At 69.4% G+C, this 25,542-nt stretch carries 25 protein-coding genes and 3 pseudogenes; 18 read left to right on the plus strand and 10 right to left on the minus strand.

What is annotated here, in order from left to right; genetic code table 11:
• Positions 1–469: 469 nt before the first annotated feature.
• The 7 genes from BJ961_RS36155 to BJ961_RS17925 all read left to right on the plus strand — a co-directional run bounded on the left by BJ961_RS36155 (position 470) and on the right by BJ961_RS17925 (position 3,120).
• A complete protein-coding gene (locus tag BJ961_RS36155) occupies positions 470–712 on the plus strand; it encodes a helix-turn-helix domain-containing protein (protein WP_356626086.1) in 243 nt (80 codons plus the stop codon).
• A 160-nt stretch (positions 713–872) separates the two neighbouring features.
• Positions 873–980, plus strand: coding sequence for a winged helix-turn-helix domain-containing protein (locus tag BJ961_RS36160; RefSeq protein WP_381332915.1), 108 nt, complete (start codon positions 873–875; stop codon positions 978–980).
• The gene (locus BJ961_RS17905; RefSeq protein ID WP_271413821.1) at positions 953–1,408 is read left to right on the plus strand and encodes a transposase; all 456 of its coding nucleotides are present in this window, start codon (positions 953–955) and stop codon (positions 1,406–1,408) included. The genes BJ961_RS36160 and BJ961_RS17905 overlap by 28 nt, the downstream gene beginning before the upstream one ends.
• Positions 1,369–1,551, plus strand: a complete 183-nt coding sequence (locus BJ961_RS17910; protein ID WP_271413822.1) for a hypothetical protein — start codon at positions 1,369–1,371, stop codon at positions 1,549–1,551. The genes BJ961_RS17905 and BJ961_RS17910 overlap by 40 nt, the downstream gene beginning before the upstream one ends.
• Before the next feature lie 262 nt (positions 1,552–1,813).
• Entirely contained in the window at positions 1,814–2,260 is a 447-nt protein-coding gene (locus BJ961_RS17915; RefSeq protein WP_031095230.1) for an SRPBCC domain-containing protein, read from the plus strand.
• A complete protein-coding gene (locus BJ961_RS17920; protein WP_271413823.1) occupies positions 2,257–2,625 on the plus strand; it encodes an ArsR/SmtB family transcription factor in 369 nt (122 codons plus the stop codon). The genes BJ961_RS17915 and BJ961_RS17920 overlap by 4 nt, the downstream gene beginning before the upstream one ends.
• Positions 2,626–2,637: 12 nt before the next feature.
• Positions 2,638–3,120, plus strand: a complete 483-nt coding sequence (locus BJ961_RS17925; RefSeq protein ID WP_271413824.1) for a hypothetical protein — start codon at positions 2,638–2,640, stop codon at positions 3,118–3,120.
• 269 nt (positions 3,121–3,389) lie between these two features.
• Here the strand turns inward: BJ961_RS17925 and BJ961_RS17930 are convergent, their stop codons facing one another.
• The 4 genes from BJ961_RS17930 to BJ961_RS17945 all read right to left on the minus strand — a co-directional run bounded on the left by BJ961_RS17930 (position 3,390) and on the right by BJ961_RS17945 (position 6,403).
• The gene (locus BJ961_RS17930; RefSeq protein WP_271413825.1) at positions 3,390–4,097 is read right to left on the minus strand and encodes a type 1 glutamine amidotransferase domain-containing protein; all 708 of its coding nucleotides are present in this window, start codon (positions 4,095–4,097) and stop codon (positions 3,390–3,392) included.
• Between the two features lie 110 nt (positions 4,098–4,207).
• Positions 4,208–4,804 (minus strand): TetR/AcrR family transcriptional regulator, encoded by a 597-nt coding sequence (locus tag BJ961_RS17935; protein ID WP_271413826.1) that lies wholly within the window; start codon positions 4,802–4,804, stop codon positions 4,208–4,210.
• 69 nt (positions 4,805–4,873) lie between these two features.
• Positions 4,874–5,710: an alpha/beta fold hydrolase gene (locus BJ961_RS17940; protein WP_271413827.1), complete on the minus strand. Its 837-nt coding sequence runs from the start codon at positions 5,708–5,710 to the stop codon at positions 4,874–4,876.
• 144 nt (positions 5,711–5,854) lie between these two features.
• A complete protein-coding gene (locus BJ961_RS17945; protein WP_271413828.1) occupies positions 5,855–6,403 on the minus strand; it encodes a TetR/AcrR family transcriptional regulator in 549 nt (182 codons plus the stop codon).
• Positions 6,404–6,510: 107 nt separating this feature from the next.
• Here BJ961_RS17945 and BJ961_RS17950 point away from each other — a divergent pair, with 107 nt between their 5' ends.
• On the plus strand, positions 6,511–7,371 hold the full coding sequence (locus tag BJ961_RS17950; protein ID WP_271413829.1) for an enoyl-CoA hydratase/isomerase family protein: 861 nt from the start codon (positions 6,511–6,513) through the stop codon (positions 7,369–7,371).
• A 109-nt stretch (positions 7,372–7,480) separates the two neighbouring features.
• Here BJ961_RS17950 and BJ961_RS17955 read toward each other — a convergent pair whose 3' ends face one another.
• A complete protein-coding gene (locus tag BJ961_RS17955) occupies positions 7,481–8,359 on the minus strand; it encodes an MBL fold metallo-hydrolase (RefSeq protein WP_271413830.1) in 879 nt (292 codons plus the stop codon).
• A 255-nt stretch (positions 8,360–8,614) separates the two neighbouring features.
• On the opposite strand from BJ961_RS17955, the gene BJ961_RS17960 reads away from it, so the two are divergent.
• From BJ961_RS17960 to BJ961_RS17980, 5 genes and pseudogenes are all read left to right on the plus strand, one after another.
• Positions 8,615–9,352 (plus strand): hypothetical protein, encoded by a 738-nt coding sequence (locus tag BJ961_RS17960; protein ID WP_271413831.1) that lies wholly within the window; start codon positions 8,615–8,617, stop codon positions 9,350–9,352.
• A 58-nt stretch (positions 9,353–9,410) separates the two neighbouring features.
• Complete coding sequence (locus tag BJ961_RS17965; protein WP_271413832.1) at positions 9,411–9,863, plus strand: HIT family protein; 453 nt, start codon at positions 9,411–9,413, stop codon at positions 9,861–9,863.
• A 2-nt stretch (positions 9,864–9,865) separates the two neighbouring features.
• Positions 9,866–11,532 (plus strand): annotated as a pseudogene (locus BJ961_RS17970) (GMC family oxidoreductase).
• Between the two features lie 245 nt (positions 11,533–11,777).
• Positions 11,778–12,656 (plus strand): helix-turn-helix transcriptional regulator, encoded by an 879-nt coding sequence (locus BJ961_RS17975; protein ID WP_271413833.1) that lies wholly within the window; start codon positions 11,778–11,780, stop codon positions 12,654–12,656.
• A gap of 70 nt (positions 12,657–12,726) precedes the next feature.
• Positions 12,727–13,443, plus strand: coding sequence for an alpha/beta fold hydrolase (locus BJ961_RS17980; RefSeq protein ID WP_271413834.1), 717 nt, complete (start codon positions 12,727–12,729; stop codon positions 13,441–13,443).
• Between the two features lie 46 nt (positions 13,444–13,489).
• Here BJ961_RS17980 and BJ961_RS17985 read toward each other — a convergent pair whose 3' ends face one another.
• Positions 13,490–13,951: an Lrp/AsnC family transcriptional regulator gene (locus tag BJ961_RS17985; protein ID WP_271413835.1), complete on the minus strand. Its 462-nt coding sequence runs from the start codon at positions 13,949–13,951 to the stop codon at positions 13,490–13,492.
• Between the two features lie 159 nt (positions 13,952–14,110).
• The gene (locus BJ961_RS17990; RefSeq protein WP_271413836.1) at positions 14,111–14,584 is read right to left on the minus strand and encodes a Dps family protein; all 474 of its coding nucleotides are present in this window, start codon (positions 14,582–14,584) and stop codon (positions 14,111–14,113) included.
• Positions 14,585–14,891: 307 nt separating this feature from the next.
• On the opposite strand from BJ961_RS17990, the gene BJ961_RS17995 reads away from it, so the two are divergent.
• Positions 14,892–16,346: a pyridoxal phosphate-dependent decarboxylase family protein gene (locus BJ961_RS17995; protein WP_271413837.1), complete on the plus strand. Its 1,455-nt coding sequence runs from the start codon at positions 14,892–14,894 to the stop codon at positions 16,344–16,346.
• A 683-nt stretch (positions 16,347–17,029) separates the two neighbouring features.
• On the opposite strand, the gene BJ961_RS18000 is transcribed toward BJ961_RS17995, so the two are convergent.
• On the minus strand, positions 17,030–17,392 hold the full coding sequence (locus BJ961_RS18000) for a helix-turn-helix domain-containing protein (protein WP_417796641.1): 363 nt from the start codon (positions 17,390–17,392) through the stop codon (positions 17,030–17,032).
• A gap of 385 nt (positions 17,393–17,777) precedes the next feature.
• Positions 17,778–20,024 (minus strand): ATP-binding protein, encoded by a 2,247-nt coding sequence (locus BJ961_RS18005; protein WP_271413838.1) that lies wholly within the window; start codon positions 20,022–20,024, stop codon positions 17,778–17,780.
• A gap of 130 nt (positions 20,025–20,154) precedes the next feature.
• Between BJ961_RS18005 and BJ961_RS18010 the strand changes: the two genes are divergently transcribed.
• The 3 genes and pseudogenes from BJ961_RS18010 (at position 20,155) to BJ961_RS18020 (ending at position 23,369) form a co-directional block, all read left to right on the plus strand.
• The gene (locus tag BJ961_RS18010; RefSeq protein WP_271413839.1) at positions 20,155–20,976 is read left to right on the plus strand and encodes a nuclear transport factor 2 family protein; all 822 of its coding nucleotides are present in this window, start codon (positions 20,155–20,157) and stop codon (positions 20,974–20,976) included.
• A 154-nt stretch (positions 20,977–21,130) separates the two neighbouring features.
• Positions 21,131–22,373, plus strand: a pseudogene (locus BJ961_RS18015) (IS256 family transposase).
• Positions 22,374–22,580: 207 nt separating this feature from the next.
• A complete protein-coding gene (locus BJ961_RS18020; protein WP_271413840.1) occupies positions 22,581–23,369 on the plus strand; it encodes an SDR family NAD(P)-dependent oxidoreductase in 789 nt (262 codons plus the stop codon).
• A 176-nt stretch (positions 23,370–23,545) separates the two neighbouring features.
• On the opposite strand, the gene BJ961_RS18025 is transcribed toward BJ961_RS18020, so the two are convergent.
• Positions 23,546–23,686: a hypothetical protein gene (locus BJ961_RS18025; protein WP_271417284.1), complete on the minus strand. Its 141-nt coding sequence runs from the start codon at positions 23,684–23,686 to the stop codon at positions 23,546–23,548.
• On the opposite strand from BJ961_RS18025, the pseudogene BJ961_RS18030 reads away from it, so the two are divergent.
• Positions 23,648–25,222 (plus strand): annotated as a pseudogene (locus tag BJ961_RS18030) (Helicase associated domain protein); the annotation flags it as partial. The gene BJ961_RS18025 and the pseudogene BJ961_RS18030 overlap by 39 nt on opposite strands.
• Positions 25,223–25,542 lie beyond the last annotated feature (320 nt).

The raw sequence follows: 25,542 nt of genomic DNA on the forward strand, positions 1-25,542 counted from the left end.
ACGCAACGGTCCCATGGTGTGCTGCAGGCCGACTGTCCGGCATGACTGCGGGCACCGGGCGACCATGAGGACACAGTGGAGGACTCGATATCCCCTTCCGGAGCGGACCGTCACACAGCTTCGACGCAGCCGTTGGGTCTTCGCAGGGTGCGCGCTTCTCGAAGCGTTCGCACTCGCCATGACGCTGACGGAGGACCACCACAGCGCCTGGACCGTGACGTGGACGGGGATTGGTAGCGTCTTCTTCCCGCTCATGCTCTTGGGAACCCAGTATCAGCTCAGGAAGAACACGTCGGCCAGCAGCGCGTCGGGGCGTCCATCCGACACGATCCACGGCCGCGACCGACGGATTCCCATACCCAGACCTACGAGCACAGCCTCACGATCAGCAGCCTTTGCTAGAGCCAGTTACTGAGTCTTCGTGTCAGTTCTGTGGTGGTTGGGGCTTCGGTAGTGTGAGCATGATGGTGTGTCTTCCAAGCCGCAGAATGCTGTTGCTGATGTCTCCGTTCCGCCGCTGACGCGGCGGCAGTTGACCGAGACACGTCGCATGCGTGCGGCCGAGTTGTTCGAGCAGAGACGTCCTTCGTCCGAGGTTGCCCGGGCAGTGGGGATGCATCCCGAGAGTGTGCGCCGGTGGAAACGCTTGTGGGAGCAGGGCGGGACTGAGTCATTGCGGCGGCGTCCGGCTACCGGTGCCCAAGCTGGATGACGCCCAGGTCGAAGCGGTGCGAGCCGCCTTGGAGGAGGGCGCCCAGGCGCATGGGTTCGAGGCGGATCTGTGGATGCCGGAACGGGCCGGCGTGGTGGTTGAGCGGGTGACCGGGGCGAGGCTGGCCCGAGCCTCGGTATGACGCCTGCTGACCGGGCGGCTGGGATGGAGTCTGCAGCGGCCCCGGCGTCAAGCCGTCGAGCGGAACGAGTCCGAGATCGCCCGATGGATCGCCCACGAGTGGCCGCGCATCAAAAGGGGGCGGTGAAGAAACGTGCCTGGATCGTCTTCCTCGACGAATCAGGAGTGTCGCTGCTGCCCGAGGTGCGTCGCACCTACGCACCCCGCGGCCGCACTCCGCTCTTGCGGCACCGGCTGAATTGGAAGCGAGCCGGGATGGCCGCCGCGCTGGACTATCACGCCGCCGACCCCGAACGCGGCCCGCGGCTGTGCTTCCACCTCAAGCCGGGCAGGTACGACATCATTTCCCTGATCGATGTGCTGGAAGAGATCAGGACCTTCTACGCCGGTGAGCCGGTGGTGTTGGTATGGGACGGACTGTCCGCCCGCTGCAGCCGGGGCATGCGGACCTGGATGGCTGAGCAGGACTGGCTCAGCCTCGAGCGGCTGCCTGCCCATGCTCCCGAACCCAACCCGTGGAACTGCTGTGGTCGGCGTTCAAGACCCGCGAGCTGACCAACCTCACCGGCGACCACCTCGCCGATGCCGCTGACGCCGCCGAAGGCGGCATCCACCCAGTCTGCTCCAGCGAGCAACTCCCGTGGCCCTTCCTCACCCACGCCGGCCTGACCACCCACCCCCAAACACCACAGAACTAACGAAAAACTCAGTAGCGGTTGGCTCCGGGAGTCCTTCGGGGGTTGACGCGGCGGTTGGTTTCGTGGCCGAGGTGAGCAGGTGTGCCGACCGCTGGTGGGACGCCATCAATACGGTCGTTGAGCAGCCTCACGGCCCTCACCCAGCCCCTCTCCATCATCACCAACCAACGATGACCGCCTAGGTGCAACCCTTGGGTTGCGCCTAGGCGGTTGAAGTGCAACCCTGGGGTTGCATCCGATGGTGACGGTGAAGGAGTCCCCCATGAGCGAGGACCGGATCGAACGCGAAACCCTGATCGCAGCGCCCCTGGAGCGGGTCTGGTCGCTGGTGGCCCAACCCGGGTTCTGGGTGGCCGACAAGGCGAGCCTGCCGGGCACCGTGGCCAAGGAAGGCGAGTCGATGATGGCGAGGAACGCCGAGCACGGCGACTTCCCGGTGCGTGTGGAGAAGGTCGAGCCGCCCACGTACCTGGCGTACCGCTGGACCAGCGCCTTCCCCGGAGAAGAGCTGCGCGAGGACAACAGCACGCTCGTGGAGTTCACATTGACCCCGGAAGGCGAGCAGACGCGGCTGCGCGTCGTCGAGAGCGGGTTCGCGGCGCTGGCCGGGTCCGAGGAGCTGCGCAGTCAGAACCTGAAGGACCACACGGAAGGCTGGCCCCTGGAGCTCGACGCGCTCAAGACACGCGCCGAACAGCCCTCCACATGACGGAAGAACGCCCCGGCGCCGCTGAGGTCGTCGACAGCGTCCTCGGTGCGCTCGCCGACCCGACGCGACGTCAACTGCTTGACCTGCTCGCCGCACAGGACGAAGCCACTGCCACGACGCTCGCCGAACGACTTCCCGTCTCGCGGCAGGCGGTGGTCAAGCACCTCGCCGTCCTGGAGGCCGCCGGGCTGGTTTCCGGCGGCCGGGTCGGACGCGAGGTGCGGTATGCCGTACGGCCCGCGGCGCTGGACACGACGGCACGGTGGATGGCCTCGCTCGCGGCCTACTGGGACCGGCGGTTGGCGAACATCAAACGCGTCGCTGAGGCAGCGGAGCGGGATCCGAGTGCGACACGCCCCGAATGAAGGAAGCACGCTATGGACACGACAGTACTTCGCAGCGCCTACGACAGGTTGCTCGATGCGGCGGCCATCCCCGACCTCGGCGACGCGGATAATGGAGGATGGAACGCCGACCAGATACTGGCCCATCTCCTCAGCGTTGACGCCTCGATCGCAGCGGTTGCTCTGGGCGTCGTCGCCGGCTCACGGCCCACCTTCGACAACCGGATCTCCCTCGACACCTGGAATCTCGACCGGATCATCACCGAGCACTCAGGTCGGGCGGACCTGATTGATCATGTCCGGAGCCAGGCCACCGTCCTGTGCGACATCGCCGATCAACTCAACGAGGAAGCCGCCTCGGTTCCGGTGCCGTCGCTCCTCCTTTCCAATGACGCACTCGTGCTGGACCAGCCGATTCCGCTGGCAAGCCTCATAGATGGCCTCGCCGAAGACCACGTGCCCGTGCATACCCAACAGCTCCTCGATCTCCGCGTCGCCGTCCCTGGGCACGCCTGAAGGCGGCGCCTGAGTCGAACTTCGGGTCCCCGGCCCCCGAGTCTCCCCTTGAGGACCGACTGCGTGGACCGGGCCGCTCCGCCGACGCACGGCGCCACTGCAGGCACATGTCGACGCGTCATTTTCCTTGGTCGGTGGTGGTTGGGGTGGGCCTTGTGGGGGTGGGGGTGGCTGTGCTGGTGGGGGTGGGGGTGTGCCCGCGGGCCCTTTGGGTTGGTGGGGGTGGGTCCGCGGGTGGGTGGTGGGTGGTGGGGGTGTGGGGGTGTGGGTTATGCGCGGGCGTCGTCGACTTGGTTGACGAGGGTGAGGAGGGTGAGGAGGGCGTCGGCGGCGGGGCCGGAGGAGGCGGGGCTCTGGCCGGTGATGAGGAGGCCGTCGATGACGACGTAGGGCTGCCAGTTGTCGGTCTTGGTGTAGTGGGCGCCGAGTCGCTTGAGTTCGTCCTCGACGAGGAAGGGGACGATGTCGGTGAGGCCGGCGTCGGTTTCCTCGCCGTTGGTGAAGCCGGTGACCTTGCGGCCGCGGACGAGGGGGGTGCCGTCGGGGTTGGTGGCGTGGCGCAGGGTGCCGGGGGCGTGGCAGACCAGGGCGAGGGGCTTGCCCGCGCGCAGGATGGTTTCGACGAGCCGGACGGAGGTGGGGTCTTCGGCGAGGTCCCACAGGGGGCCGTGGCCGCCGGGGTAGAAGACGGTGTCGAAGTCGTCGGCGGAGACGCTGTCGAGCCGGACGGTGTGGGCGAGGTCGGCCATGGCGTCGGGGTCGGCCTCGAAGCGGCGGGTCTCGTCGGTCTGGAAGGCGGGTTCGTTGCTCTTGGGGTCCAGGGGCGGCCGGCCGCCCTTGGGGGAGGCGAGGACGACTTCGGCGCCGGCTTCCTTGAAGCGGTAGTAGGGGGCGGCGAGTTCCTCCAGCCAGAAGCCGGTCTTGCGGCCGGTGGTGCCGAGTTCGTCGTGCGAGGTGAGGACGATGAGAATCTTCATGGAAGTGCACTCCCTTTGAGTAGACCGGTCGTCTCGAAGGTACGAGAGTCGGCCGGATTCCGGGTGGATCTTCGGGGTCGGGGTCGACCCGGTTCCTTGGTTCTGCGGGTTCAGGCGTTCTGCAGGTGCAGGAGTTGACGGGTGACCGTCATCGTGGTGTCCAGCTGGCCGATGTCGCGGTGGATCTTGGTCATGACGCTCGCTCCGAGCCACATGCCGTACAGGGCCTGTGCGGTCTCGCGGGGGGTGGCGTCGACGGTGATCGAGCCGTCCTTCAGGCCGGCCGTGATCGTGCGTTCCAGACGGTCGATGACGGCGGTGGTACCTTCCTTGAGCGCGATCCGCATCGCTTCGGAGAGGTCGGCGACCTCCGCGCCGAGCTTGACGGCCAGGCACTTGCCCTGGCATTCGTCGACACTCTGCGTCTCGCGCCAGTTCTGCCAGTAGTTCATCAGCCGCTGCGCCGGGGTCAGGCCGGGCTGGGCGAGGATGCGGTCCATGTCGGCCAGGTAGTCGGTGAAGTAGGCCCGTATCATGGCCTCGCCGAAGGCGTCCTTGGAGCCGAAGAAGTGGTAGAACGACCCCTTGGGCACTCCGGCCGCCGTGAGGACTTCGTTGATGCCCACCGCGGAGAACCCCTTGCGGGCCATGATCCGCTGGGCGGCGTCGAGAATGCTGCGGCGGGTGTCGCCCTGAACGGTAGGCATGGCCACCACTCTATCATCCATTAGACCGGTCGTCTAGTTGAGGGCGGGTGTCGCATGGTGTGGCCGGGGTCAGTGGGCGAGGAAGTCGAGGAGGATCTCGTTGACTTCGGTGGTGTGGGTGGTGAGGAGGCCGTGGGGTGCGCCGTCGATCTCGACGTAGTGGGCGGTGGGCAGGGCTTTGGCGAAGCGGCGTCCGGTGGCGTCGACGGGCAGGGTGCGGTCGCCGGTGCCGTGGACGATGAGGGTGGGGACGTCGATGTTGGGGATGTCGGGGCGGAAGTCGGTGGGCCAGGTCAGTGGTGCGGCCGCCGAGGCGATCGGGCCGGCTCCGGCTGCCACGTTCCAGGCGTTGCGCACGGCTTCCTCGCTCACGCGGGTGCCGAGGTTCTCGTCGAGGTTGTAGAAGTCGGTGTAGAAGCCGGTGAAGAAGGCGTAGCGGTCCTTCTGTACGGCCTCGGAGACGCCCTGGAAGAAGGAGAGGGGGGCGGCGCCGTCGGGGTTGTCGTCGGTGATGGCCAGGTACGGCTCCAGTGAGGCGAGGAAGACGGCCTTGGCGACCCGGCCGGAGCCGTAGCGGGACAGGTAGCGGGCGACTTCGCCGGTGCCCATGGAGAAGCCGGCCAGGACCGCGTCGCGCAGGTCGAGGGTCTCCATGACGGTGTTGAGGTCGGCGGCGAAGGTGTCGTAGTCGTAACCGGTGGAGGGCTGGCTGGACTTGCCGAAGCCGCGCCGGTCGTAGGTGATGACCCGGTGGCCGGCGGCCAGCAGGGCCGGGACCTGGCCCTCCCAGGAATTGCCGTCCAGCGGGTAGCCGTGGATGAGGACGACCGGCTGCCCGGTCCCCTTGTCCTCGTAGTGCAGTTCGATGTCGGTGCTGTTCTCCGTGCCGACCTTGATGCGTCCCATGATGCCTTCCCCTTCCGGGAATCCGGTGCCTGTCGCGTTCCGACACCCAGGACTATACGACCGGTCTACTCCGCCCGCAACCCCCTCTGCCCCAGCTCTCTTTGCGGTGCGCGTGCGGCTCCGGCGAGCCGGGGGAGGAGGGTGTTACGCGGGCCAGGCCCGGGTCGCGTGACGGGCCGCGTCCAGGAGGCGGGCCCGGTCGGCGCCGTCGCGGGCCAGGGCGGCCATGCCGGCCAGGACGGTGTCGACGAACGCGGCCACGCCGTCGGCCTCGGCGGCCGACGCGAGTTCTCCCTCGGCGGCGGCCCGGCGCAGCCGGGCCCGGATCATCTCGCGTGTCCTGCCGCGCCGTTCGGCGAGCCGCGGCTCGCCCATGACGAGGCAGCCGGGGGGCTGTCCGGGGGCGGAGAAGTGCTCGGCCGAGGACCGCAGCAGGCGCTCGACCGCCTCGCGTGCCGTGGGCGCCGACAGATCGCGCTCCAGGTCATCGTCCAGATGTTCGGTGTAGAGCGCGCACGCCTTCTCGAACAGCGCGTTCTTGTCGCCGAAGGCCGCGTACAGGCTCGGTGCGGCGATCCCCGCCTCCTTGCACAGCTGCGCGACGCTCACCCCGTCGTATCCGCGCTCCCAGAAGGCGCGCATCGCCATCCGGAGCACCGCGTCCTTGTCGAACGTCCTTGGTCTGCCTGTCATGAGGCAAAGTTTAGCGCACGCTAAAGAACGTGCTACGGTCCTTCTGTAACACCCATTAAACAACGTGGTGCGGCCCAGCCGTCCCACCCGTCCGCAGGAGTGCAGCGATGAGCTACAGCGGTTACAAGTCCCTGGTGGTCCGTGTGGAGGACCGGATCGCCCGGGTGACTCTGGACAACCCGCCGGTGAACACCGTCGACGCCACCCTGGCCGGTGACCTCAAGGCCTTCGCCGAGGAAGTCGCCTCCGACGAGGGCGTCGCCGTGATCGTCTTCCAGTCGGCCAACCCCGAGTTCTTCTCCGCCCACGCCGACTTCGAGTGGTCCTTCGACCCCAGCACCCTCATGGCCCTGGCCGACCCCGACGCCGACCCCGCCCTCAACCCCCTCCAGCAGCTCAACGAACGGCTGCGCACCCTGCCCCAGGTGACGATCGCCAAGCTCCGCGGCTACGCCCGCGCCGGCGGCGCCGAACTCGCGATGGCCGCGGACATGCGCTTCGCCGCCGCGGACCGGACCTGGCTCTCCCAGCCCGAGTCACTGATGGGCATCTTCCCCGGCGGAGGCGGCACCCAGTACCTCAACCGGCTCGTCGGCCGCGCCCGCGCCCTGGAGATCGTCCTGGGCGCCGAACTCTTCGACACCACCACCGCCGAACGCTACGGATGGATCAACCGCGCCGTCCCCGACGAACACCTCGACGCGTTCGTCGACGCCCTCGCCCACCGCATCGCCGCGCTGCCCCAGGGCGTGGCCGCCGCCGCGAAGGAGGCGCTGGACGCGGCCGAGGCGAGCGGCCCCGTACCCGACCTCACCGAAGAAGCCGCCGCCCACGCCAAGGTCTACCCCTCCCCCGACGACGTCGTCCACCGCCTCCGCGTCCTCATGGACCACGGCGGACAGACACGCGACGGCGAACTCCGACTCGAGCGCCTCCTCGAATCCATCCCCTGGGCCCACCGCTCCTGAACACCCACCGACCATGCCCACCGGGTACCGCGGTGCCGGCGGCCCCGTGCCTGCGGCACCCGCGCACCGCGCCGCCGCGCGGAGCCGCCGTCCGAGTCGAGATGTGCGCCTAGGCCAACGGTTGCCAGGCGAAGGCGTCCCCGGCACGCCGTACCCGGCCGAAGGGGACGTCGGCGAAGTGGATGCCGAATCCGACGATGCCCTCGTCGGCGAGCCGGCCGAGCACCTCGCGCCGGAGTCCGGCCGACACGTCGGGTGCCGGTTCGCCCACGATCGCCCAGTCCGGGTGCGCGACCTGCGCCGGGGAGTGCAGGACGTCGGCGAACGCGAGCAGGCAGTCGTCGCCGGAGGTCACCTCGTACCCCATCTGCCCGGCCGTGTGGCCGGGCAGCGCTACGGCGCGCACTCCCGGGAACACCTCGTCCCCGTCCGAGACGGCACGCACCCGTGGAGCGAGTGCGTCCGCGACCTGCTCCGTCACTCCGAACGTCGTGTGGCGCTCCTCCCACTCCCGGTGCGAGACGAGGTACGCCGCGTGCCCGAAGGCGGGCTGGGAGGCGCCCGGCTCCGGGTGCGCGGCCCAGCCCAGGTGCTCGACGTGGAGGTGGGTGATCGCAACCGCCTCGATCTCGTGCGGACTGCGTCCGAGCGTGGCGAGGCTCTCCAGGAGCGAACCGCCGTACATCGACGCCATGCCGTGTTCCATCATGGAAACCGGCTCGGTGAACGGCCCGTAGCCGGCGTCGACCAGCATGGCTCGCTCACCATGTTCGATCAGCAGGCCGCCGGCGCTGATCGTCAACCAGCCGGACGGGTCCACGTACGGGCCGTTTCGTGCCCATGTCTCGTCCGTCGTCGCCGGGAAGAGGCTGCGCGGAACCATCTTGACCGCTCCGTCCGGCACGTAACTCACGCTCAGCTCGCCCACCCGCAGCGAACGGATGCGTGCCGGCCGACGCAGCCGATCCTCGGTGTCCCGGTTCGTCATCACTGCCCCTCTTCGCAATCGGCTACTCTCCATAAGACTACTAGTCCCATTGCTGGGGGGTGTTATGTCCTCTGCGTGAACTCGCCCGTATCGAGCCGCCCGCCAAATGGCGTGCACCTTCTGACTCTTGCTGAATCTCCCACATCCCGGATCAGCGTGTGGCATGGAGAGCGATCGCTGTCTATGAGACTAATAGGTGAACGAGGTGGTGACTTTCCGTGCACGGATGGGGTGCCTGCCGCCTATGCTTCGGTCATGAAGGACAACAGCGACACGCCCCGGGCGGGGGCCGACGGCGACGCAGCCACGGAGGACGAGGCGCCGCATGAGCCGCACCAGGCCGACGGGGAGCTGACCGCCACCGCGTACGCGGTCCTTGGAATCCTGTTCGTCAACGGTGAGATGCTCTCGGCGGGCGAGATCAAGCAACGGACGGCCTTCGCCCTGCGGTTCTTCTACTCGGCGCCGGCCGTCAGCCACATCCGCCGCGAACTGCGTCGGCTCCTTGCTCTGGGCCTGGTCCAGGACAGTGAGGTGTCGCTGGGCGGATCGCGCCACGCTCAGGTGTTCCGCATCACCCCGGCGGGCGAGAGCGCGCTCAGGCACTGGGTCGTCGAGGGGGACGACGACACCATGACGGTCAAGGACCCCGTACTGCTCCGTGTCTTCCTCGGCCGCGGGGCGCCGCTGCCGAAGCTGCTCGCCCTCGTCGACGCCCGCCTGCGACGGGTGGACGAGGACATCCGCGATGTGGTCTGGGGGCACCGCCGCGCCGCGGAGATGGGGCTGGTCCCGCACGAGGACCGCAGGCACACCATGGCGGTGTCGCAGTACACCTTGCGAGCCCTGTACTTTGAGCAAGGCAACCTCCGCCAACTCCGCGACACCCTCGCGGGCTTCGACGACGAGGCCTTCCAGCGGGACGCCAGGTGGCCGCGTGAGGAACTTCCCTTCCGTCCCTCGGACTTCATCCGTGACCCGGGGCGGCAATAGGACTGGCCCGCATCCTCTGCGGAGGAGCCGTCCGCCGTATGCGAAAGGAACTTCAACCGTGCCCACTGTGTTCTCCCGCATCATCGCCGGTGAGCTGCCCGGACGCTTTGTCTGGCAGGATCCCGAGGTCACCGCGTTTCTCACCGTCGCCCCCTTGCGGCCCGGCCACACCCTCGTCGTCCCCCGGCGCGAGATCGACCGGTGGACGGATGCCGAGGGCCCGCTTCTGGCGCGATGCGTGGAGGTCGCCCAGGCCGTCGGGCAAGGAGTGCAGCGGGCCTGGGACGCCCCGCGGGCCGGCCTCGTCGTCGCGGGCTTCGAGGTGCCGCACCTGCACATCCATGTCGCTCCGGTCTGGGACATGTCCGACTTCGATTTCACCAAGGCCAAGCCGGAGCAGGACCAGTCCGCACTGGACGACGCCGCGGGAAGCTGCGTGCCGCCCTGCTCGAACTCGGTTATGAACAGGCCCGGGACACCGACCGCGGCTGATACTCCAAGGAGACGCTGAACATGAGCAGCCACCCCGGACGTGCCGACGCCGCGGCGACCCCGGCCCCCGCCACGGCCCCGGCCCCGGCCCCGGCCCCGGCCCCGGCCGCGACCACGCACCGGCTCGCCCTCGCCGACCACCTGGACGACGGTGCAACGTTCGACTACATCGTGTGCGGCGCCGGTTCGTCAGGTTCCGTTCTCGCGGGCAGGCTCGCGGCCGATCCGGCCGTCACGGTACTGCTCGTCGAGAGCGGCGGCAGTGACGACGACGAGCGTGTCCGCGATCCCGACCTGTGGCCGGCCAACCTCGGCACCGGGCGCACCTGGGACCATGTCACGGAGCCGAACCACCATCTGAACGGGCGCCGGCTCGCCTATGCCACAGGCCGCGGACTGGGCGGGGGAGGCGCCGTCAACGCGGGTGTGTGGGCCCGCGGCCACCGCACCGACTGGGACTCCTACGCCGAGGCCACGGGCGATCCCACGTGGGGCTACGCGCACGTACTGGAGCACTACCGCGGCATCGAGGACTGGCAGGGCGCGCCCGACCCCGAGCGCCGGGGCACCGGCGGGCCGATGCGGATACGGCCGTCGCAGGACGTGCATCCGCTCTTCACCGCCTTCCTCGACGGCGCCGAGGCCACCGGCATCCCCCGGTTCGGCAGTGCCAACGGCGCCCTGATGGAGGCGAACTCCGGTGGCGCCGTGCGGGACGAGAACATCCACGACGGGGTGCGGCAGACCCCCTTCCGCCGCTACGTCGCAGACCGCGTGGGCCAGCCGAACCTGACGGTACTGCCGCACACGACGGTCTCCCGCGTCCTGGTCTCCGCAGGCCGGGCCCGCGGTGTCGAGATCGTGCGCGACGGCAGGCCGCTGCGCGTCGACGCGTCGCAGGAGGTGGTGCTGTCGCTGGGCGCGCTGAGCACCCCGGCCGTGCTGATGCGGTCCGGGATCGGGGACGAACGCGAACTGCGGGACCTGGGCATCGCGGTGGTCCAGCACCTGCCCGGTGTCGGCCGCAACCTCGACGACCACATACGCCTGCCCTGCATGTGGGAGGCGGCGGACGTACCGCTGCCGGTGCCCACGCGAAGCCAGGCCGTCTGCTTCTGGGAGGACGGAACACGGCCGGGTGCACCGGAGTTCGTCATGTACCTCTCGCCTGCGCCGTCCGTCTCCGCCGAGAGCGCGGCCCAGTACCCGCCGCCGGAGCGGTGCTTCACCCTGATGCCTGCCATGCGCCCGCGCGACGGCAGCCGTGGCCGGGTCCGCCTGGCGAGCACGGATCCGATGGCCGGACCGCGCATCGAGACGAACTTCCTCGCCGACCCCGACGACGTGCGCTCGGCCTTGGCCGCCGTGGCCGTGGCCCGGGAGATCGGCAATTCCGCGGCGCTGCGGCCGTTCGTCGAGCGGGAGGTCTCCCCGGCGTCGTCGGTGACGGACACGGTGGAGGGGTTCGTGCGCGACGCCGTGGAAACCTTCTGGCACCAGTGCGGTACGTCCCGGATGGGACGGGACGAGGAGCCGTCGTGGACGGGAGGCTCAAGGTGTACGGCATCGAGGGCCTGCGCGTCGCCGATGCCTCGGTGCTGCCCCATGTGACGGTCGCCAACACCATGGCCCCTTCCATGGTGGTCGGTGAGCGGGCGGCCGAGATCCTCGCGGCCGAGCGGGGCTGATGAGGGGCCGGCCGGCAGGACGGGCCGATCGGGCGGCGTCGTCGCGGGCAGCGGCGCCGGCCCCGTCCTGCCGGCCGGACTGGAGGGTTGTCCTGACCGGCGGCCACGACTGGCCCGCCGCCCCGGAGCGCGAGCCGCGCGCGTTCCGGCCCGGGTCCGCGGGACCCACCCGTGACGGCCATCGGGGGACCGACTGGGCCATCCTCCCGCCGCGGGGTCCTCAACGGCCTTGCGGCCCTGGGCAGATGGACCGTGAGTGCCCCGACAGTGCATCGCTGGCGGAGTTCCTCCGCTCCGCCAGGTCGCGCCTCGCCCCGCAGAAGGCGGGGCTCGACGGCGTCGGCCCGGGCCGACGCCGTGTGTCCGGACTGCGCCGGGAGGAACTCGCCGGGCTGGCAGGTGTGAGCGTGGACTACTGCACCCGCCTCGAGCAGGGCCGCAGCCGCAGCGCCTCAGCAGAGGTCCTCGACGCGCTCGCCACCGCCCTGCAGCTGGACGACGCCGGGCGCGGCCACCTGCATACCCTCGCCGGGCCACGGCCCGTCCGGCCCCGCCCCCAGCGAGTGCACCGTGTCACCCGGGACCTGCTGGACACCCTCCAGCGGGCCGGCCGCCCGGGCTTCGTCCTGGGACGACGCCTTGACGTGCTGGCCCACAACGAGCTCGCAGGACGCCTGATCACGGACGTCCAGGCGCTCCTCACGGCCGAACGGAACCAGGCCCGCTTCGTCTTCCTCGACCCGCACGCGCGCGAACTGTACCGGGACTGGTCCCGCGTCGCCGCCGACACCGCCGCCATGCTCCGCCTCGACGCGGGCCGCCACCCGGACGACCCCGCCCTGAGCAGCCTGATCGGTGAGCTGTCCATACGCAGCAAGGACTTCAGCCGGTTCCGGGCGGACGCCGAGGTCCACCGGCGAGCGACCGGCACGGGCCTACCACCACCCCTCATGGGCGAGGTCACCGTCACCTGCCAGGCCCTCAATCCCGTGGACGACCCGGACCAGACCCTCTTCGTCCACGGCACCGGGCACGGGAGCCCGTCCGAGACCTCCCTGCGCCTGCCGGCCCAGTGGACCGACACCGGCGGCGTCACGACGCAAGCCCCCGGAGCCCACGACTGACACGTGAGGTGCGGCTCCATGCCGCACCCAGCGTTCGCCTTCGCCACACCGTCAAGGAAGAGGAAACTCCATGTCCCTGTACGTGCTCGTTCACGGTGCTTGGCACGGCGGTGCCTGCTGGGACCGGACAGTCCCGCTGCTGGAGTCCGCCGGGCACCAGGTGCACGCCCCGTCCTTGACCGGTCTTGGGGACCGTGCGCACCTGCTCGGCCCCGAAGTGGGGCTCGACACACATGTCGAAGAGGTCGTCGGTCTCATCCTCGCCGAAGACCTCACCGAGGTGATCCTGGTGGGGCACAGCTATGCGGGGATGATCGTGTCGGCGGTAACCGATCGTGTCCCCGAGCGAATCTCCCACGCGCTCTACGTCGAAGCTCTGGTGCCTGCGGACGGCGAGAGCGCGGCCGACGTGCTCCCGGTCTACCAGGCCGAGTTCATGATCCAGCTCGCGGAGAGCTCCGGCGACGGCTGGCGTATCCCCCCGCTGCCCGAACTGCCGCCTCCTGCGGGCTTGTTCGGGGTCACCGACCCGGACGACGTGGCATGGTTGCGCGGCACTCTGTCCGACCAGCCGCTGCGAACCCTTCAGCAGCCGGTCCGCCTGGTGAACCCGGCGGCCGACGGGGTTCCTCGCACACACATCCACTGTGCCGGAGGGGAGCGGCGTGCCGTTCCCCCGCTCCAGCCCAACGGAGAACCCGCGGTGGTGTGGGAGCTGGACACGGGCCACGACTGCATGATCACCGACCCGGAGGGCCTTACCGCACTGCTCCTCAGGATTCCGTGACGGACGGGCGGTGACTGGGCGGACGCGCCCCCGACGGGACCGCTGGTCACCGTGACCGGATGGGAAACTCGGGGGTGCTCTTGATCGTCTTCATGGTGAACTGCGAGTGGGTGCGTGCCACCCCGGGCAGGTCGGTGAGGCCGGCCATGTAGAAGCGCTCGTAGGCATCGAGGTCGGGCACGGCGATCCACAGCAGGTAGTCGGGCTGGCCGAACATCCGCAGGCAGTTCGCGACCTCGTCGAGTTCGCCGACCGCGGCCTCGAACGCCTCGGTGGTGGCTCTGTCCTGCACGGCCATCTCGACGTGCAGCAGCACCTGGAACCCGCGGCCGACGGCGGCCGGCTCGACCGTCGCGCGGTAGCCGGTGATCACACCACTGTTCTCCAGTTGCCTCACCCGGCGCAGACACGGGGAGGGAGACAGGCCTACGAGATCGGCCAGCTCGGTGTTGGCGAGACGTCCGTTCTCCATCAAGTGCGCGAGAATTGCGCGATCGGTCTTGTCCATGGCACAGAATACCAACGGCTCTGACGCCAGACCCCACGACGTGGCATGGCAACCGGCCGGACCCGGGCCCGCCAGTGACCCCGGCTGCGAGGCGGTCTTCGCCCGACAGCAGGAGCACAGGGTGATGACCGCCTCGCGTGAACGCCCGCCCGCTGCTGGTCAGACCCGGTTCTCGGCCTGGAACATCCAGCTCTGGTGCTCCAGATCCGCCGTGAGTCCGATGAGGAGGTCCTCGGTGACGACATCCACCGGACCGACCTCGACGATGCGCTCACGCAGCCTCTCGGTCACCGCGGAGAGTGCGTGCACCAAGGACGCGACGGCATCGCTGTCCTTGGTCCAGCCCGACGGAAAGGAGGGCACGCCGCTGGTTGCGGCTATGGTCGCGGCCCGTCCGTCCGGGCTGACGCCCATGGCGGCCGCGCGTTCGGCCACCGTGTCCGCGTGGTTCCGAGCGATGGTGGCGGCCTCGTCGAGCTGGACGTGAACCGAACGGAATCGCGGGCCGCACAGGTTCCAGTGGGCCTGCTTGGCCACCAGGGACAGGTCGAGAAGGTCGGCCAGAGTCGCCTGCAGCGCCGCACCCGCGGTCTCGCGGTCGCGCTCCGGCAGAGAGTTGTTGATGACTGGCATGGAAGACCGGTCCTTTCGTGAGTGGTGGGGTGGGGCGTTGTGAGCCCGAGGCTAGGAACGGCGGGAGCCCCCCGTGGGTTCAGCTCGTCCGGTACGTGATCGCGGAGCAGACATGTGAGTGGCCTGGCGGCCAAAGGCTCCGACCAAGAGGACAGTGAATGCGTGAAAGTTGCGCGATCGACCATTCGCTTGGCACAGAGCGCTAATGCAACCGGCTCGAAAGGGCATACTTGCCATCGTGTGCGGCGGCTTCACGGCTACTTTGGCCGGACAAGGCGAAGACAACCGCGAAGCCCTGGAGACGCTGATGCCCCAAAAGCCGCTGCTCGGACTGACCCGGGACGAGCGCGAGGCCGCCGGCCGGCTGCTGAACGCCTTCTTCCACGACTACGAGGAGTCCGTCGCCCGGCGCCCGCTCGTTCCCGAGGTGGACCGGGAGGTTCTCTCCGGCCTGCTGGAAACTCCGTTCCCCGACCAGGGCATCGGCGTCGAAGGGGTCTTCCACGAGATCAAGGAGAAGATCCTCCCCAACTCGACCACCGTGGCCCACCCGAGGTTCCTCGCCTACGTGCAGGGTCCGCCCAACGGAATCGCCCCCTACGCCGAGGCAATCGCCGCCACCATCAACCAGAACTGCAACTTCTGGCAGCTCTCGCCGGCCGCGAGCGTGGTCGAGCGCTCCGTCATCAGGTGGCTGGGCGGGCTCTTCGGGTACGGCGACGAGGCGGGCGGGATCCTCACCGGCGGCGGCTCGATCGCCACCCTCAACGCCCTCACCACCGCCCTGCACGTCCGGCGCCCGCACTTTCGCGAGCAGGGCCTGCAGACGACCGGGCCCCAGCTGGTCGTGTACACATCCGTGGAAGCGCACCGCTCCGTCGACAAGGCGGCCGCGATCCTGGGCATCGGCCTGGACAACGTCCGGCACATCCCCACCGACGACCAGTACCGCATGCGTGTCGACCTGCTGGAGGAGACCGTCCGCGCCGACCGGGCGGCCGGACTGGATCCCTTCTGCGCCGTCGCCACCCCGGGAACGGTCACCAGCGGCTCCATCGACCCGATCGACGCCGTCGCGGACGTGTGCGCACGCGAGGACCTGTGGCTGCACCTCGACGGGGCCTACGGTGCGCTGTTCGTCCTGTCCGAACGCAAGCGCGCGGCATTCGAGGCGTGCCACCGCGCGGACTCCATCGCCCTCGACCCGCACAAGCTGCTGTTCGCCCCCCTGGAGGCGGGCTGCCTGCTGGTCCGCGACCGCACCCGACTGGCACGGGCCTACGCGTTCTCCGCCTCGTACATCGCCGCGGACGAAGACCCCCTGATGGTCGACTACATGGACTACGGCCCCCAGCTGTCCCGCAGCTTCAAGGCACTCAAGATATGGAGCGCCCTGCAGACCTTCGGTGTGGACACCTTCCGGGCCGTGACCGACCACGTGCTCGACCTCGCCCAGTACCTCGCCGACCTCGTCGAAGCCGCTCCGGACCTGGAACTCATGGCGTCCCCGTCGCTGACCGCCGTCTGCCTGCGGATCAAGGGGGCCACCGAGGCCGACCACACGGCCGTACTCGCCGAGCTGATCGAGGACGGCACCGCCCTCCTCGGCCCCGCGCGGCTCGCCGGCCGACACGGCATCCGGGCCTGCGTCACCAACTACCGCACCACCCGCGACGACATCGAACTGATCGTCACCCGCCTGTCCGACATCGCCCGCGCCGGTCACGGAAAGGACATCGGCACCCCGGAGATGGCCCGGTGAACGACACACGCCGATCCACGTAAGCCCCCGGTACCCACGGTGTCCGCCCCTGCCCGGCCCACGGCCTGCGGAGGCATGGAGGAGGGTGCACCCCACATGACCTCTGCGGCAGGTCGACACGGAAAGGCCTCCGACCGGTCGCTCTTGCCGCGCTTGCGGCGGATGGCGCGGTCGGGCTGGTTGACCTCGACGACCTGGACGCTCGCTCTCCCGGCTCAGGAACGCGTGCGAGGGCCGCTCCGTAGGATCCGGCGCATGCCACACCAGCTCGATGCAGGGCGCCGAAAGAGTGTGCCCAGGACAGGAGTTGACGGCATCCAGCACCGGTGGCCGGGAGGGAACTCCTGGTGGGCCAGGAACGACGCTTTGAGCACGGTGATCACGGCGGCGACATGCACGTCCTTGTGGGTGTCCACTCCCAGGATCACATCTTCTAGCAGCGGTTCTTCCGGCTGTGCGGGCAGAGTCGGCTGGGGCATGCTGGCGATGGTCACGCGGCTCCTCCATCGGCACGGGGCTGTGGCCGGCCGACGTCGGGCCGATCGGACGCGGATCACGGGGGTGTGTCCGCGGCGCGACCAGGTGCGAGTGGTCGGCGGCGTCATCGCGAATCCGGCCTCGTCCTGAAGACGAGCCAGGCATCGAGCGCCGCCATGGTCCCTCCACGTGGGACCAGGTCTCCTTCACCGAGCCGGCCACCGCGGTCTCGTCCCGCTCGATTGCCCGCAGGGCAGGACCTCACAGCTCCAGCCGTGCCGCTTGAGAAGGGCGGCAACCCCTCGCACGGGGCAGCTCTTGCGGAACCGGCGCCCGATCAGCGTCTTGATCCGCGACAGGGCCCAGGTCTGCTCCGGCCAGCCGTGCGCCACCGCCCCCTTGGCCAGCTCCCGCTCGAGCACGGCGAACAGCTCGTCACTGAGCAGCGGCAGCGATGCCGGGCCCTTGGAGGCCAGGGCCCGGGGCCCGTCCTGCGACCAGGCTCTGCGCCCACCGCTGAACCGACCGGACGCTGACCCGCAGGTCGTGCGCAATGACCGGGTTCTCATCGCCCTGGGCGAACCGCTCGGCCACCTCGATCCTCAACTGATCGCGAAAGGCCCGCCGTTCGTCGGTCAGTCCGCCCCCTCGCACATACCGCATACGGTCGGCATACCCCAGGGACCATGAGACGTCAGCCCTTACGACACCACGCTTTGAAGGTCAGTAACGTGCACAGCGTCGACAACGGGGACCCCAAAGAGCTGGTCCGGCATGGTTGCGAGGCACTGTCGCTCCGCTGCGACCAGGCGTATGGCGCGGGTGCTGGATCTTGAGCGCGGAAGTGGACACGACAACGTGGTCGCAAACGCGCGGGCCACGGGGGAGCCGCAGCTCGCGGCCGTACTGGCCGCGAGCCTTGTCGGGCGTCGCCGGTACGGCTGGCGGCCGGGCTCAGTCACGCCCCGAAACGGTCTCGGCGCGCCGGACAAGTTCCCTGAGCCGTTCGCCGAGTTGGTCGGAGCCCGGGGCTGGTTCCGAGCCTGCCACACCCTCCCACCATTGTGCTGATGCCACGTCACCAAGGTCGGCGGACACGGCTGCGGCCACGCCCGCCAAGTGTGTCCGCGGCCTCTCGTCCTGCAGAGGGGAGAGCTCGGCGGCGGCGGCAAGCATCACGGCGGCGTCGTCCAGGCGTCCTTCGCTGCGGGCGGCTTGCGCGCACTCCGCGAGGACCGCCGGGACCGAGAACTCACTGCCCAGCTTCCGCGCCGTGTCCGCCGCGGTCCGCCAGTGTCGCGCCGCCGCGGCCCGGTCGCCGCGCAACAGCGCACCGTCGCCGTAACCGATAGGCACGTTTACGGCCGTCCACACGTCGCGCTCCACATCAAGGCGCTTCTTCATCAAAACCTCTGCCCTGGCCAGCAGAGTCTGTGAACCGTCGAAGTCCTCCAGGCGCAACGCTGCCGCCGACGCGAAGATCGCCGCTTCCGCGGCCAGCGATGTGTCGTCGATCCGCTCGGCAAGACGCATCGCCCGCTCCGCGGTGGTGAACAGATCCGCGGCTACACGATTGGACCCGGCGCGCGCCATCAGCCAGCGGGCCCGCCCATGTTCGCTCAGGTCGTCCTCATGCAGGCGGTTGGTCCAGGCGAGGGTTTCGTGGGTGTGCCCGGTCATCCACAGCGGCAGCCACACCCACCACAACAGCTCGGCGGCGGCGTTGTACTGGCCGGTTTCAACGAGGTGGTCGAAGCCGAGCCGCAGCACATGGCGGTCGGTCTCGACCCGCTCGACCGCCGCCATGTCGCCCCGGCCCCGGATCCGTGCACCGTGTTCGCGTCCCGCCCGCAGGGCCCATCGGGCCACGCCTCGACGCACGTTTTCCTGGCCGGCGGGTTCAAGGGTCTCGACGGCGCGGCGGATCGGTTCCAGCAGCCGGTACCGCGTGACCGGCCCCGCGTCGTCGGCGCGAGCGACCAGGGAGTGCTCGATCAGCTCGGCGAGCGCTCCCACCGCTCCCACCGCTCCCACCGCATCCGCCGCATCCGGCGCGTCCGCCGCATCCGGCGCGTCCGCCGCGTCCGGCGCGGCGATCGCGTCGACGGTATCGAGGGAGAAGCTGCCAGGCAGCACGGAGAGCCGAGGGAGCAGGCGCTGGGCCGCGGGGCTGAGCATCTGGCAGCTCCACTCCACGGTGGCCGCCATGGTGCGTTGCCGCGCCGGCAGGTCCTGTGGGCCGGCCACGGGCAATTCCGTGAGCGTGTCGATCCGCTCAAGCAGCGCCGGGGGCCCCAGCCGGGCCGCTGCGGCGGCCATGAGTTCGATGGCCAGGGGCAGCCCGTCGGTCGGTCGGCACAGCTGCGTGACGGCACTGTCGTCTCCCCTCCCCATGGGCGGTGCCCCGGCGGCGGCCAGCCGCTCGCCGAAGAGCTGCTCCGCCGCGCTCGGACCGAGCGGGGCGATACGTATCTCACGTTCCCGGCGTACGCGCAGCGGGACCCGGCTGGTGGCAAGGATCACCGTGTCGGGGGAGGCCGTGAGCAGCTCGGCCAGGTGGGGGCCGAAGGCTGTGACACGCTCCAGGTTGTCGAGCACGAGCAGGGCCGACGTCCCGGCGAGATGCTCCGCGAGGCCGGTCACGGTGTCGGCGGCACAGGCCGCCGCGTGGGCCACGGCCGCGAGGGCGTCGTCGGGTTCAGCGGTGTCGGTGAGGTCGGCGAAGTACACGGCGCCCGGGCGCTCGGCGGCCAGCACATCAGCGGCTACCAGGGCGACGGTGGTCTTGCCCACCCCGCCCGGACCGGTGAGCGTCACCAGCCGGCCCGGCGCAGTGCCCAGGACGTCGACGATTTCCGCGACCTCGTCGTCACGGCCGACCACCTCGACGCTCGACGGCGACGGCGTGCGGGGCGTCCGTTTGCGGGACGGCATTTCGAGCGCCACGTTCCCGGCCCGCCCCAGGGAGGACAGCAGCGCCATGCGGTCGGCCTCCCGGAGCTGCAGCGCTCTGGCCAGCATCCGCACGGTGTGCGGCTGGGGCTGGGCCCGTCGCCCGCGTTCCAGCGAGCTGACCGCATCGACGGACAGCCTGGCGGCGGCGGCCAGTTCCTGCTGGGTCAGCGACCTCGCCTCCCGTAAATCCCGCAAGAGCGCAGCGAAGCTGATCGCCTTTCGTGCCGGTCCTGCTGAATCGTTCACGATGCCGATTATGGCCCCCGGGTCCGGGCGGCTGTCCGGGCGTTGTCCCGGCAGTGTCCGGTTGTCGGACAGCACCTCCGATATTCATGATCGACATGACAGGACGAACCACCGCTAGGAGATCCAGGCCATGCTCCCTCAGGCCCTTCAATCACTGCGCGACGCGATCAACTCCCATGTCCCGGAACGGATCGCCGGCTGCTTCACCGAGGACTACGTCGCCGAACGACCTCTGCGACCGGCCGAAGGATTCATCGGTTCCGGCGAGGTCGCCGCGAACTGGACGAAGATCCTGGCGGGGCTGCCCGACCTCCATGCCGAGATCCTGCGCCACGCCCAGAACGGCGACGAATTGTGGTCGGAGTGGGAGTATCGAGGCACCGCCCCGACCGGGGGGACGGTTCTGCTGCGCGGGCCGGTCATCCTCACCACCCGCGATGAACGGATCGCCTGGGCCCGGTTCTACCCGGACCCGGTCACCATGGAGGACCCGACCCACACCACCGTCTCCCAGGTACTGGACGCACCGGCCGACCGGATCTTCGCCGTCCTCCGCGACCCCCGCCGCCACCCCGAACTCGACGTCACCGGACGACTGCGGCGCGCCGAGATCTCCCAGCCGCTCGCCGCCGTCGGCGACACCTTCATGATGACCATGCACAGCGAGGAGCACGGCGACTACCGGATCGAGAACCGCGTCGTCGCCTTCACCGAGAACCAGCTCCTCGGCTGGGCCCCCGGACAGCCCGGACAGCGCCCGTCCGGGCACCGCTTCACCTGGAAGCTCACGCCGACCGACGACGGTCGCACCGAGGTGACCCAGACCTACGACTGGGCAGCGGTCACACACCCGGCACAGCTGATGCGAATGCCGGTCGTCGCCGCCGACGAACTCGACACATCGCTGACCCGCCTGGCCGCGGCGCTGGCTGAACGAGCTCGTACGCGGTAGGCAGGGACGCGTCGAGGACGGCGGAGGGGCTCGGTCTTCACCTCTGCCGTGTCGGGGGACTGTAAATCGTTCGGTGTAACTCCCGATCATGGAGGATGCATCGATGAGCAGTGAGAACGTGGCTTAGCCCGAGGCTGTTGAGCCCTCGAAGACTGTGCCGGCGAAGGGGGCGGACGATCAGTTGATCGACGAGCTGGTGGGCCGGGCCCAGGCCGAGGGCTTGCAGTTGACCGGCGGGGGCGGGCTGTTCCAGCAGTTGACGAAGCGGCTGTTGGAGTCCGCCCTGGAAGGTGAGATCACTGATCATCCCGGCTATGACCAGCACGATCCAGCGGGCAAGGACGGCGGCAACTCACGCAACGGCACACGCTCCAAGACAGTCCTGACCGATGTCGGGCCGGTGGAGATCACCGTGCCCCGCGACCGCGACGGCTCCTTCGAGCCGAAGATCGTTCAAGAAGCGGCAGAAGCGCCTGACCGGCGTCGACGAGATGGTCATCTCGCCGGCCGCGAAGGGCCTGACCACCGGTGAAGTCCAGGCCCACCTGGCCGGGGTCTATGGCGCCGAGGTCTCCCGCCAGACCATCTCCACCATCACCGGCAAGATGCTGGAAGGCATGGCCGAATGGCAGAGCCGGCCCCTCGACCCGGTCTGTCCGGTCGTCTTCATCGACGCCATCCACGTGAAGATCCGCGACGGTGCGGTCGCCAACCGGCCCATTTACCTGGCCCTGGCCATCACCACCGAAGGCCGGCGGGAGATCCTCGGGCTGTGGGCCGGGGACGGCGGCGAGGGCGCCAAACACTGGCTGCACCTCCTCACCGAGATCAAGAACCGCGGTGTGAACGACGTGCTGATGCTGGTCTGCGACGGGCTCAAGGGCCTGCCCGACGCGGTGGAGACCGTCTGGCCGCGGACCATCGTGCAGACCCGCGTCGTGCACCTGCTGCGGAACTCTTTCCGCTATGCCGCCCGCCAGGACTGGGACAAGATCGCCAGGCTCCTCAAGCCCGTCTGCACCGCGGCGACCGAGGAAGCCGCCCTGAAACGGTTCGCCGAGTTCGCCGACCCCTGGGGCAGGAAGTATCCGGCGAAGGTGAAGCTGTGGGAGCACGCGTGGGAGGAGTTCACTCCCTTCCTGCGGTTCGACACCGAGATCCGCCGCATCGTCTGCACCACCAACGCGATCGAGTCGGTCAACGCCCGTATCCGCCGGGCGGTCAAGGCCCGCGGCCACTTCCCCAACGAGCAGGCCGCCCTGAAATGCGTCTACATGACGATCATGTCTCTCGACCCCACCGGCAAGGGACAGGCCCGCTGGACCATGCACTGGAAGACCGCACTGAACGCCTTCGACATCACCTTCGACAGCCGCCTGGCGGCAGCCCGCCAGTAACCCCAACCACCCTGGCTACACCGCGCGCTTGACAGACCCGCCAGTGAAGTCCGGTATGAACCGGCCGAGCCGTCATGTGAGACGGCTCGGCCGGCAATGCCTCTCATTTCCACGTGGATGAGCAGGGTCCATCCACCTCCCCGGCTAGCGTGAACCGTATATTCCGTCGCTGTGCCAAGGCGGCACTCACCAACAGGAGAGAATCCCGTGGATCTGGATCTCAAGGGCAAGCGTGTCCTTGTCACAGGGGCAAGCAAAGGCATAGGCCTGGCGATCGTCACGGCATTCCGCGCCGAAGGCGCCGACGTAGTCGGTGTGTCCCGGAGGAGCACACCTGAACTTAAGGCCACCGGTGCCACGTTCGTATCCGGCGATCTCAAGTCACCGGGTACCCCCCAACGAGTGGTCGACGAGGTACTCGCTTTGGACCCTCGCCTTGATGTGCTGGTGAACAACGCGGGAGGCGGCGTGCCGACCGAGGAGACACTTGCCGACCCCTTCGGAGGCACGGCGGCCGTTTGGTCGGACACCTTCGCCTTGAACCTCAACGTTGCCGTTGAGACCACTCGGGCCGCCCTGCCGGCTCTGACGCGCTCTCGGGGCGCGGTGGTCAACATCAGTTCGCAGAACGCCCGCGACCCCCGCAGGGCGCCGCTGTCGTACTCGGCGGCCAAAGCCGCGCTGAACTCCTTCTCCCGCGGGCTGGCCGAACAGGTGGCGGGATCGGGAGTGCGAGTCAACGTCGTCACCCCGTCCGGCACACGGACTTCCGCGCTCCTCGACAAGGAGGGCTTCGGCGCGGAGCTGGCAGCCCGCATGAATCTCGATCACGACAAGATGCTGGAGATGTTGCCTGAGCACGCCGGGATCGTGACCGGCCAGCTGATCGACCCGGCGGAGATCGCCCGAGCCGTGTTGCTGCTCGCGTCTCCGACGATGCCCAGCGTCATCGGATCCAACTGGCTGGTCGATGGTGGCGCGCACAAGACCATTTGAGGCCGGACGCACCCCACCAGGGGATGGCGTGCCCTGCTCGCCTGCCAGGTTGCGAGGTTGTCGGCCGGCCCCACGCCCGTTGGAGTGTCATTGCGGGGAAGCGCCGGGCAGGTCGGGCGGCACGGCTGCGGCGACTTACTGATCGTTTCAGAATGAGAGGGGCGGGCTGAGCGGGGTCAGTCCTCGAGGCGTTGCAGGATCTGCGTGAACTCGCCGTTCTCGACCAGGCCGGTGAGGACCTGGATCATGTCGCTGATGCCGGCGTCGCGGACGATGAGCCCGTCCGAGTGTGGTCGGCGTGGCTGTGTGGCGACCACCTCGTGTCCGAGCGGCGCGAAGTGCTGCGCCAGTTCGCAGGCGGCATCGACGCCTCGGGCCGGCGGGTCCACCGCGCGTTCCTGGCGTCCGTCCGCGTGCTCGGGGAAGGCGTGGACATCACCGGCGAGCGGGGCGTGGAGGCGATCTGCTTCGCCGACACCCGCGGCTCCCAGGTCGAGATCGTGCAGAACATCGGCCGCGCGCTCCGGCCCAACCGCGACGGCACCACCAAGGTCGCCCGCATCATCGTGCCCGTCTTCCTCCAGCCCGGCGAGGACCCGACCGACATGGTCGCCTCCGCCAGCTTCCGCCCCCTCGTAGCCGTGCTCCAGGGCCTGCGCTCCCACGATGAACGACTCGTCGAGCAGCTCGCCTCCCGCGCCCTCACCCACGGGCAGCGCAAGGTGCACCTCCGGCGTGACGAAGACGGGCGGATCGTCGGGGCCGGCGGCGAGGTGGGCGAGGACCAGGAGCACGACGACACCGATGGTGCGGTCGAGTCGGCGCTGCTGCACTCCTCCTCTCCCCGGGACGCAGCCACCATCGCGGCGTTCCTGCGCACGAGGGTGTACCGGCCGGAGTCCCTGGTGTGGCTGGAGGGCTACCAAGCACTGCTGCGCTGGCGGGCGGAGAACAAGATCACCGGCCTCTACGCCGTGCCCTACGACGTTGAAGTCGAGGTCGGCGTCACCAAGGACTTCCCCATCGGGCGGTGGGTGCACCAGCAGCGTAAGGCGCTGCGCGCCGGTGAACTCGATCCCCACCGCAAGGAACTGCTAGACGCCCCCGAGGCCGGGACGGTCTGGGAGCCCGGCGAAGAAGCCTGGGAGACCAAGCTCGCCGCACTGCGCTCCTACCGGCGGGCCACCGGCCACCTCGCCCCCCGCCAGGACGCCCTCTGGGGCGAGGGCGAGGCGATGGTGCCGGTCGGGCAGCACATGGCCAACCTCCGGCGGAAGGGCGCGAAGAACGGCCTGGGCAAGGACCCGAAGCGGGCGGAGCAGCGTGCGGCGCAGCTCACCGCGATCGACCCGGACTGGGACTGCCCGTGGCCCCTGGACTGGCAACGCCACTACCGCGTCCTCGCCGACCTCGTCGACGCCGACGGCCACCTGCCCGACATCGCACCCGGCGTGCTCATGGACGGCGACGACATCGGACGGTGGCTCCAGCGGCAGAAGCAGCCGGGCACCTGGGCGCAGCTGTCGACCAAGCAACAGGAGCGGCTGTCCCGGCTGGGCATCACGCCCGCTCAGGCGCCGTCTCCCGCTGCGGCGGCCACGCATGCGACGAAGGGCCCGAACAAGGCGCAGCAGGCATTCCAGCGCGGCCTGGCAGCCCTCAAACAGTGGGTCGAGCGAGAGGGCGACCGGCCGGTGCCCAGGGGGCACAGCGAAGAGATCACGGTCGACGGCCAGGAGGAGCCGGTGGCCGTGAAGCTGGGTGTGTGGGTCTCCAACACCAAGACCCGGCGGGACAAGCTCACCCAGGAGCAGTTGGAGGCGCTGCGGGAGCTGGGCATCGCCTGGGCATGACACCCGACAGCGAGACCCCGGGATCGCGACGGTTCCGGGATGTCCGCGTTCTCCAGCCGAGCCTGGCAGGCGGCGGGAGGCGGATACCAAAAACAGTGGGATGAGGGTGCACACGGGGGTGGATCGAGGCGTAGTGGATGTGAGTGCGCGCCTCACCTCCAACTATTTCTACTGACGCCAAAGGCCGCCCCTTCACATGACCACCTCAGAGATCACCGCGATACTGGCGGTCGTCACGACCGCGATCACTGCTGTCTGCGTGGCCCTCCGCCGGGCTGGCATCACCGAGCTCCTGTCTGAAGCTCTCCGCCAGCGGAACC

Source organism: Streptomyces lienomycini (genome assembly GCF_027947595.1).
Classification (GTDB): domain Bacteria; phylum Actinomycetota; class Actinomycetes; order Streptomycetales; family Streptomycetaceae; genus Streptomyces; species Streptomyces lienomycini.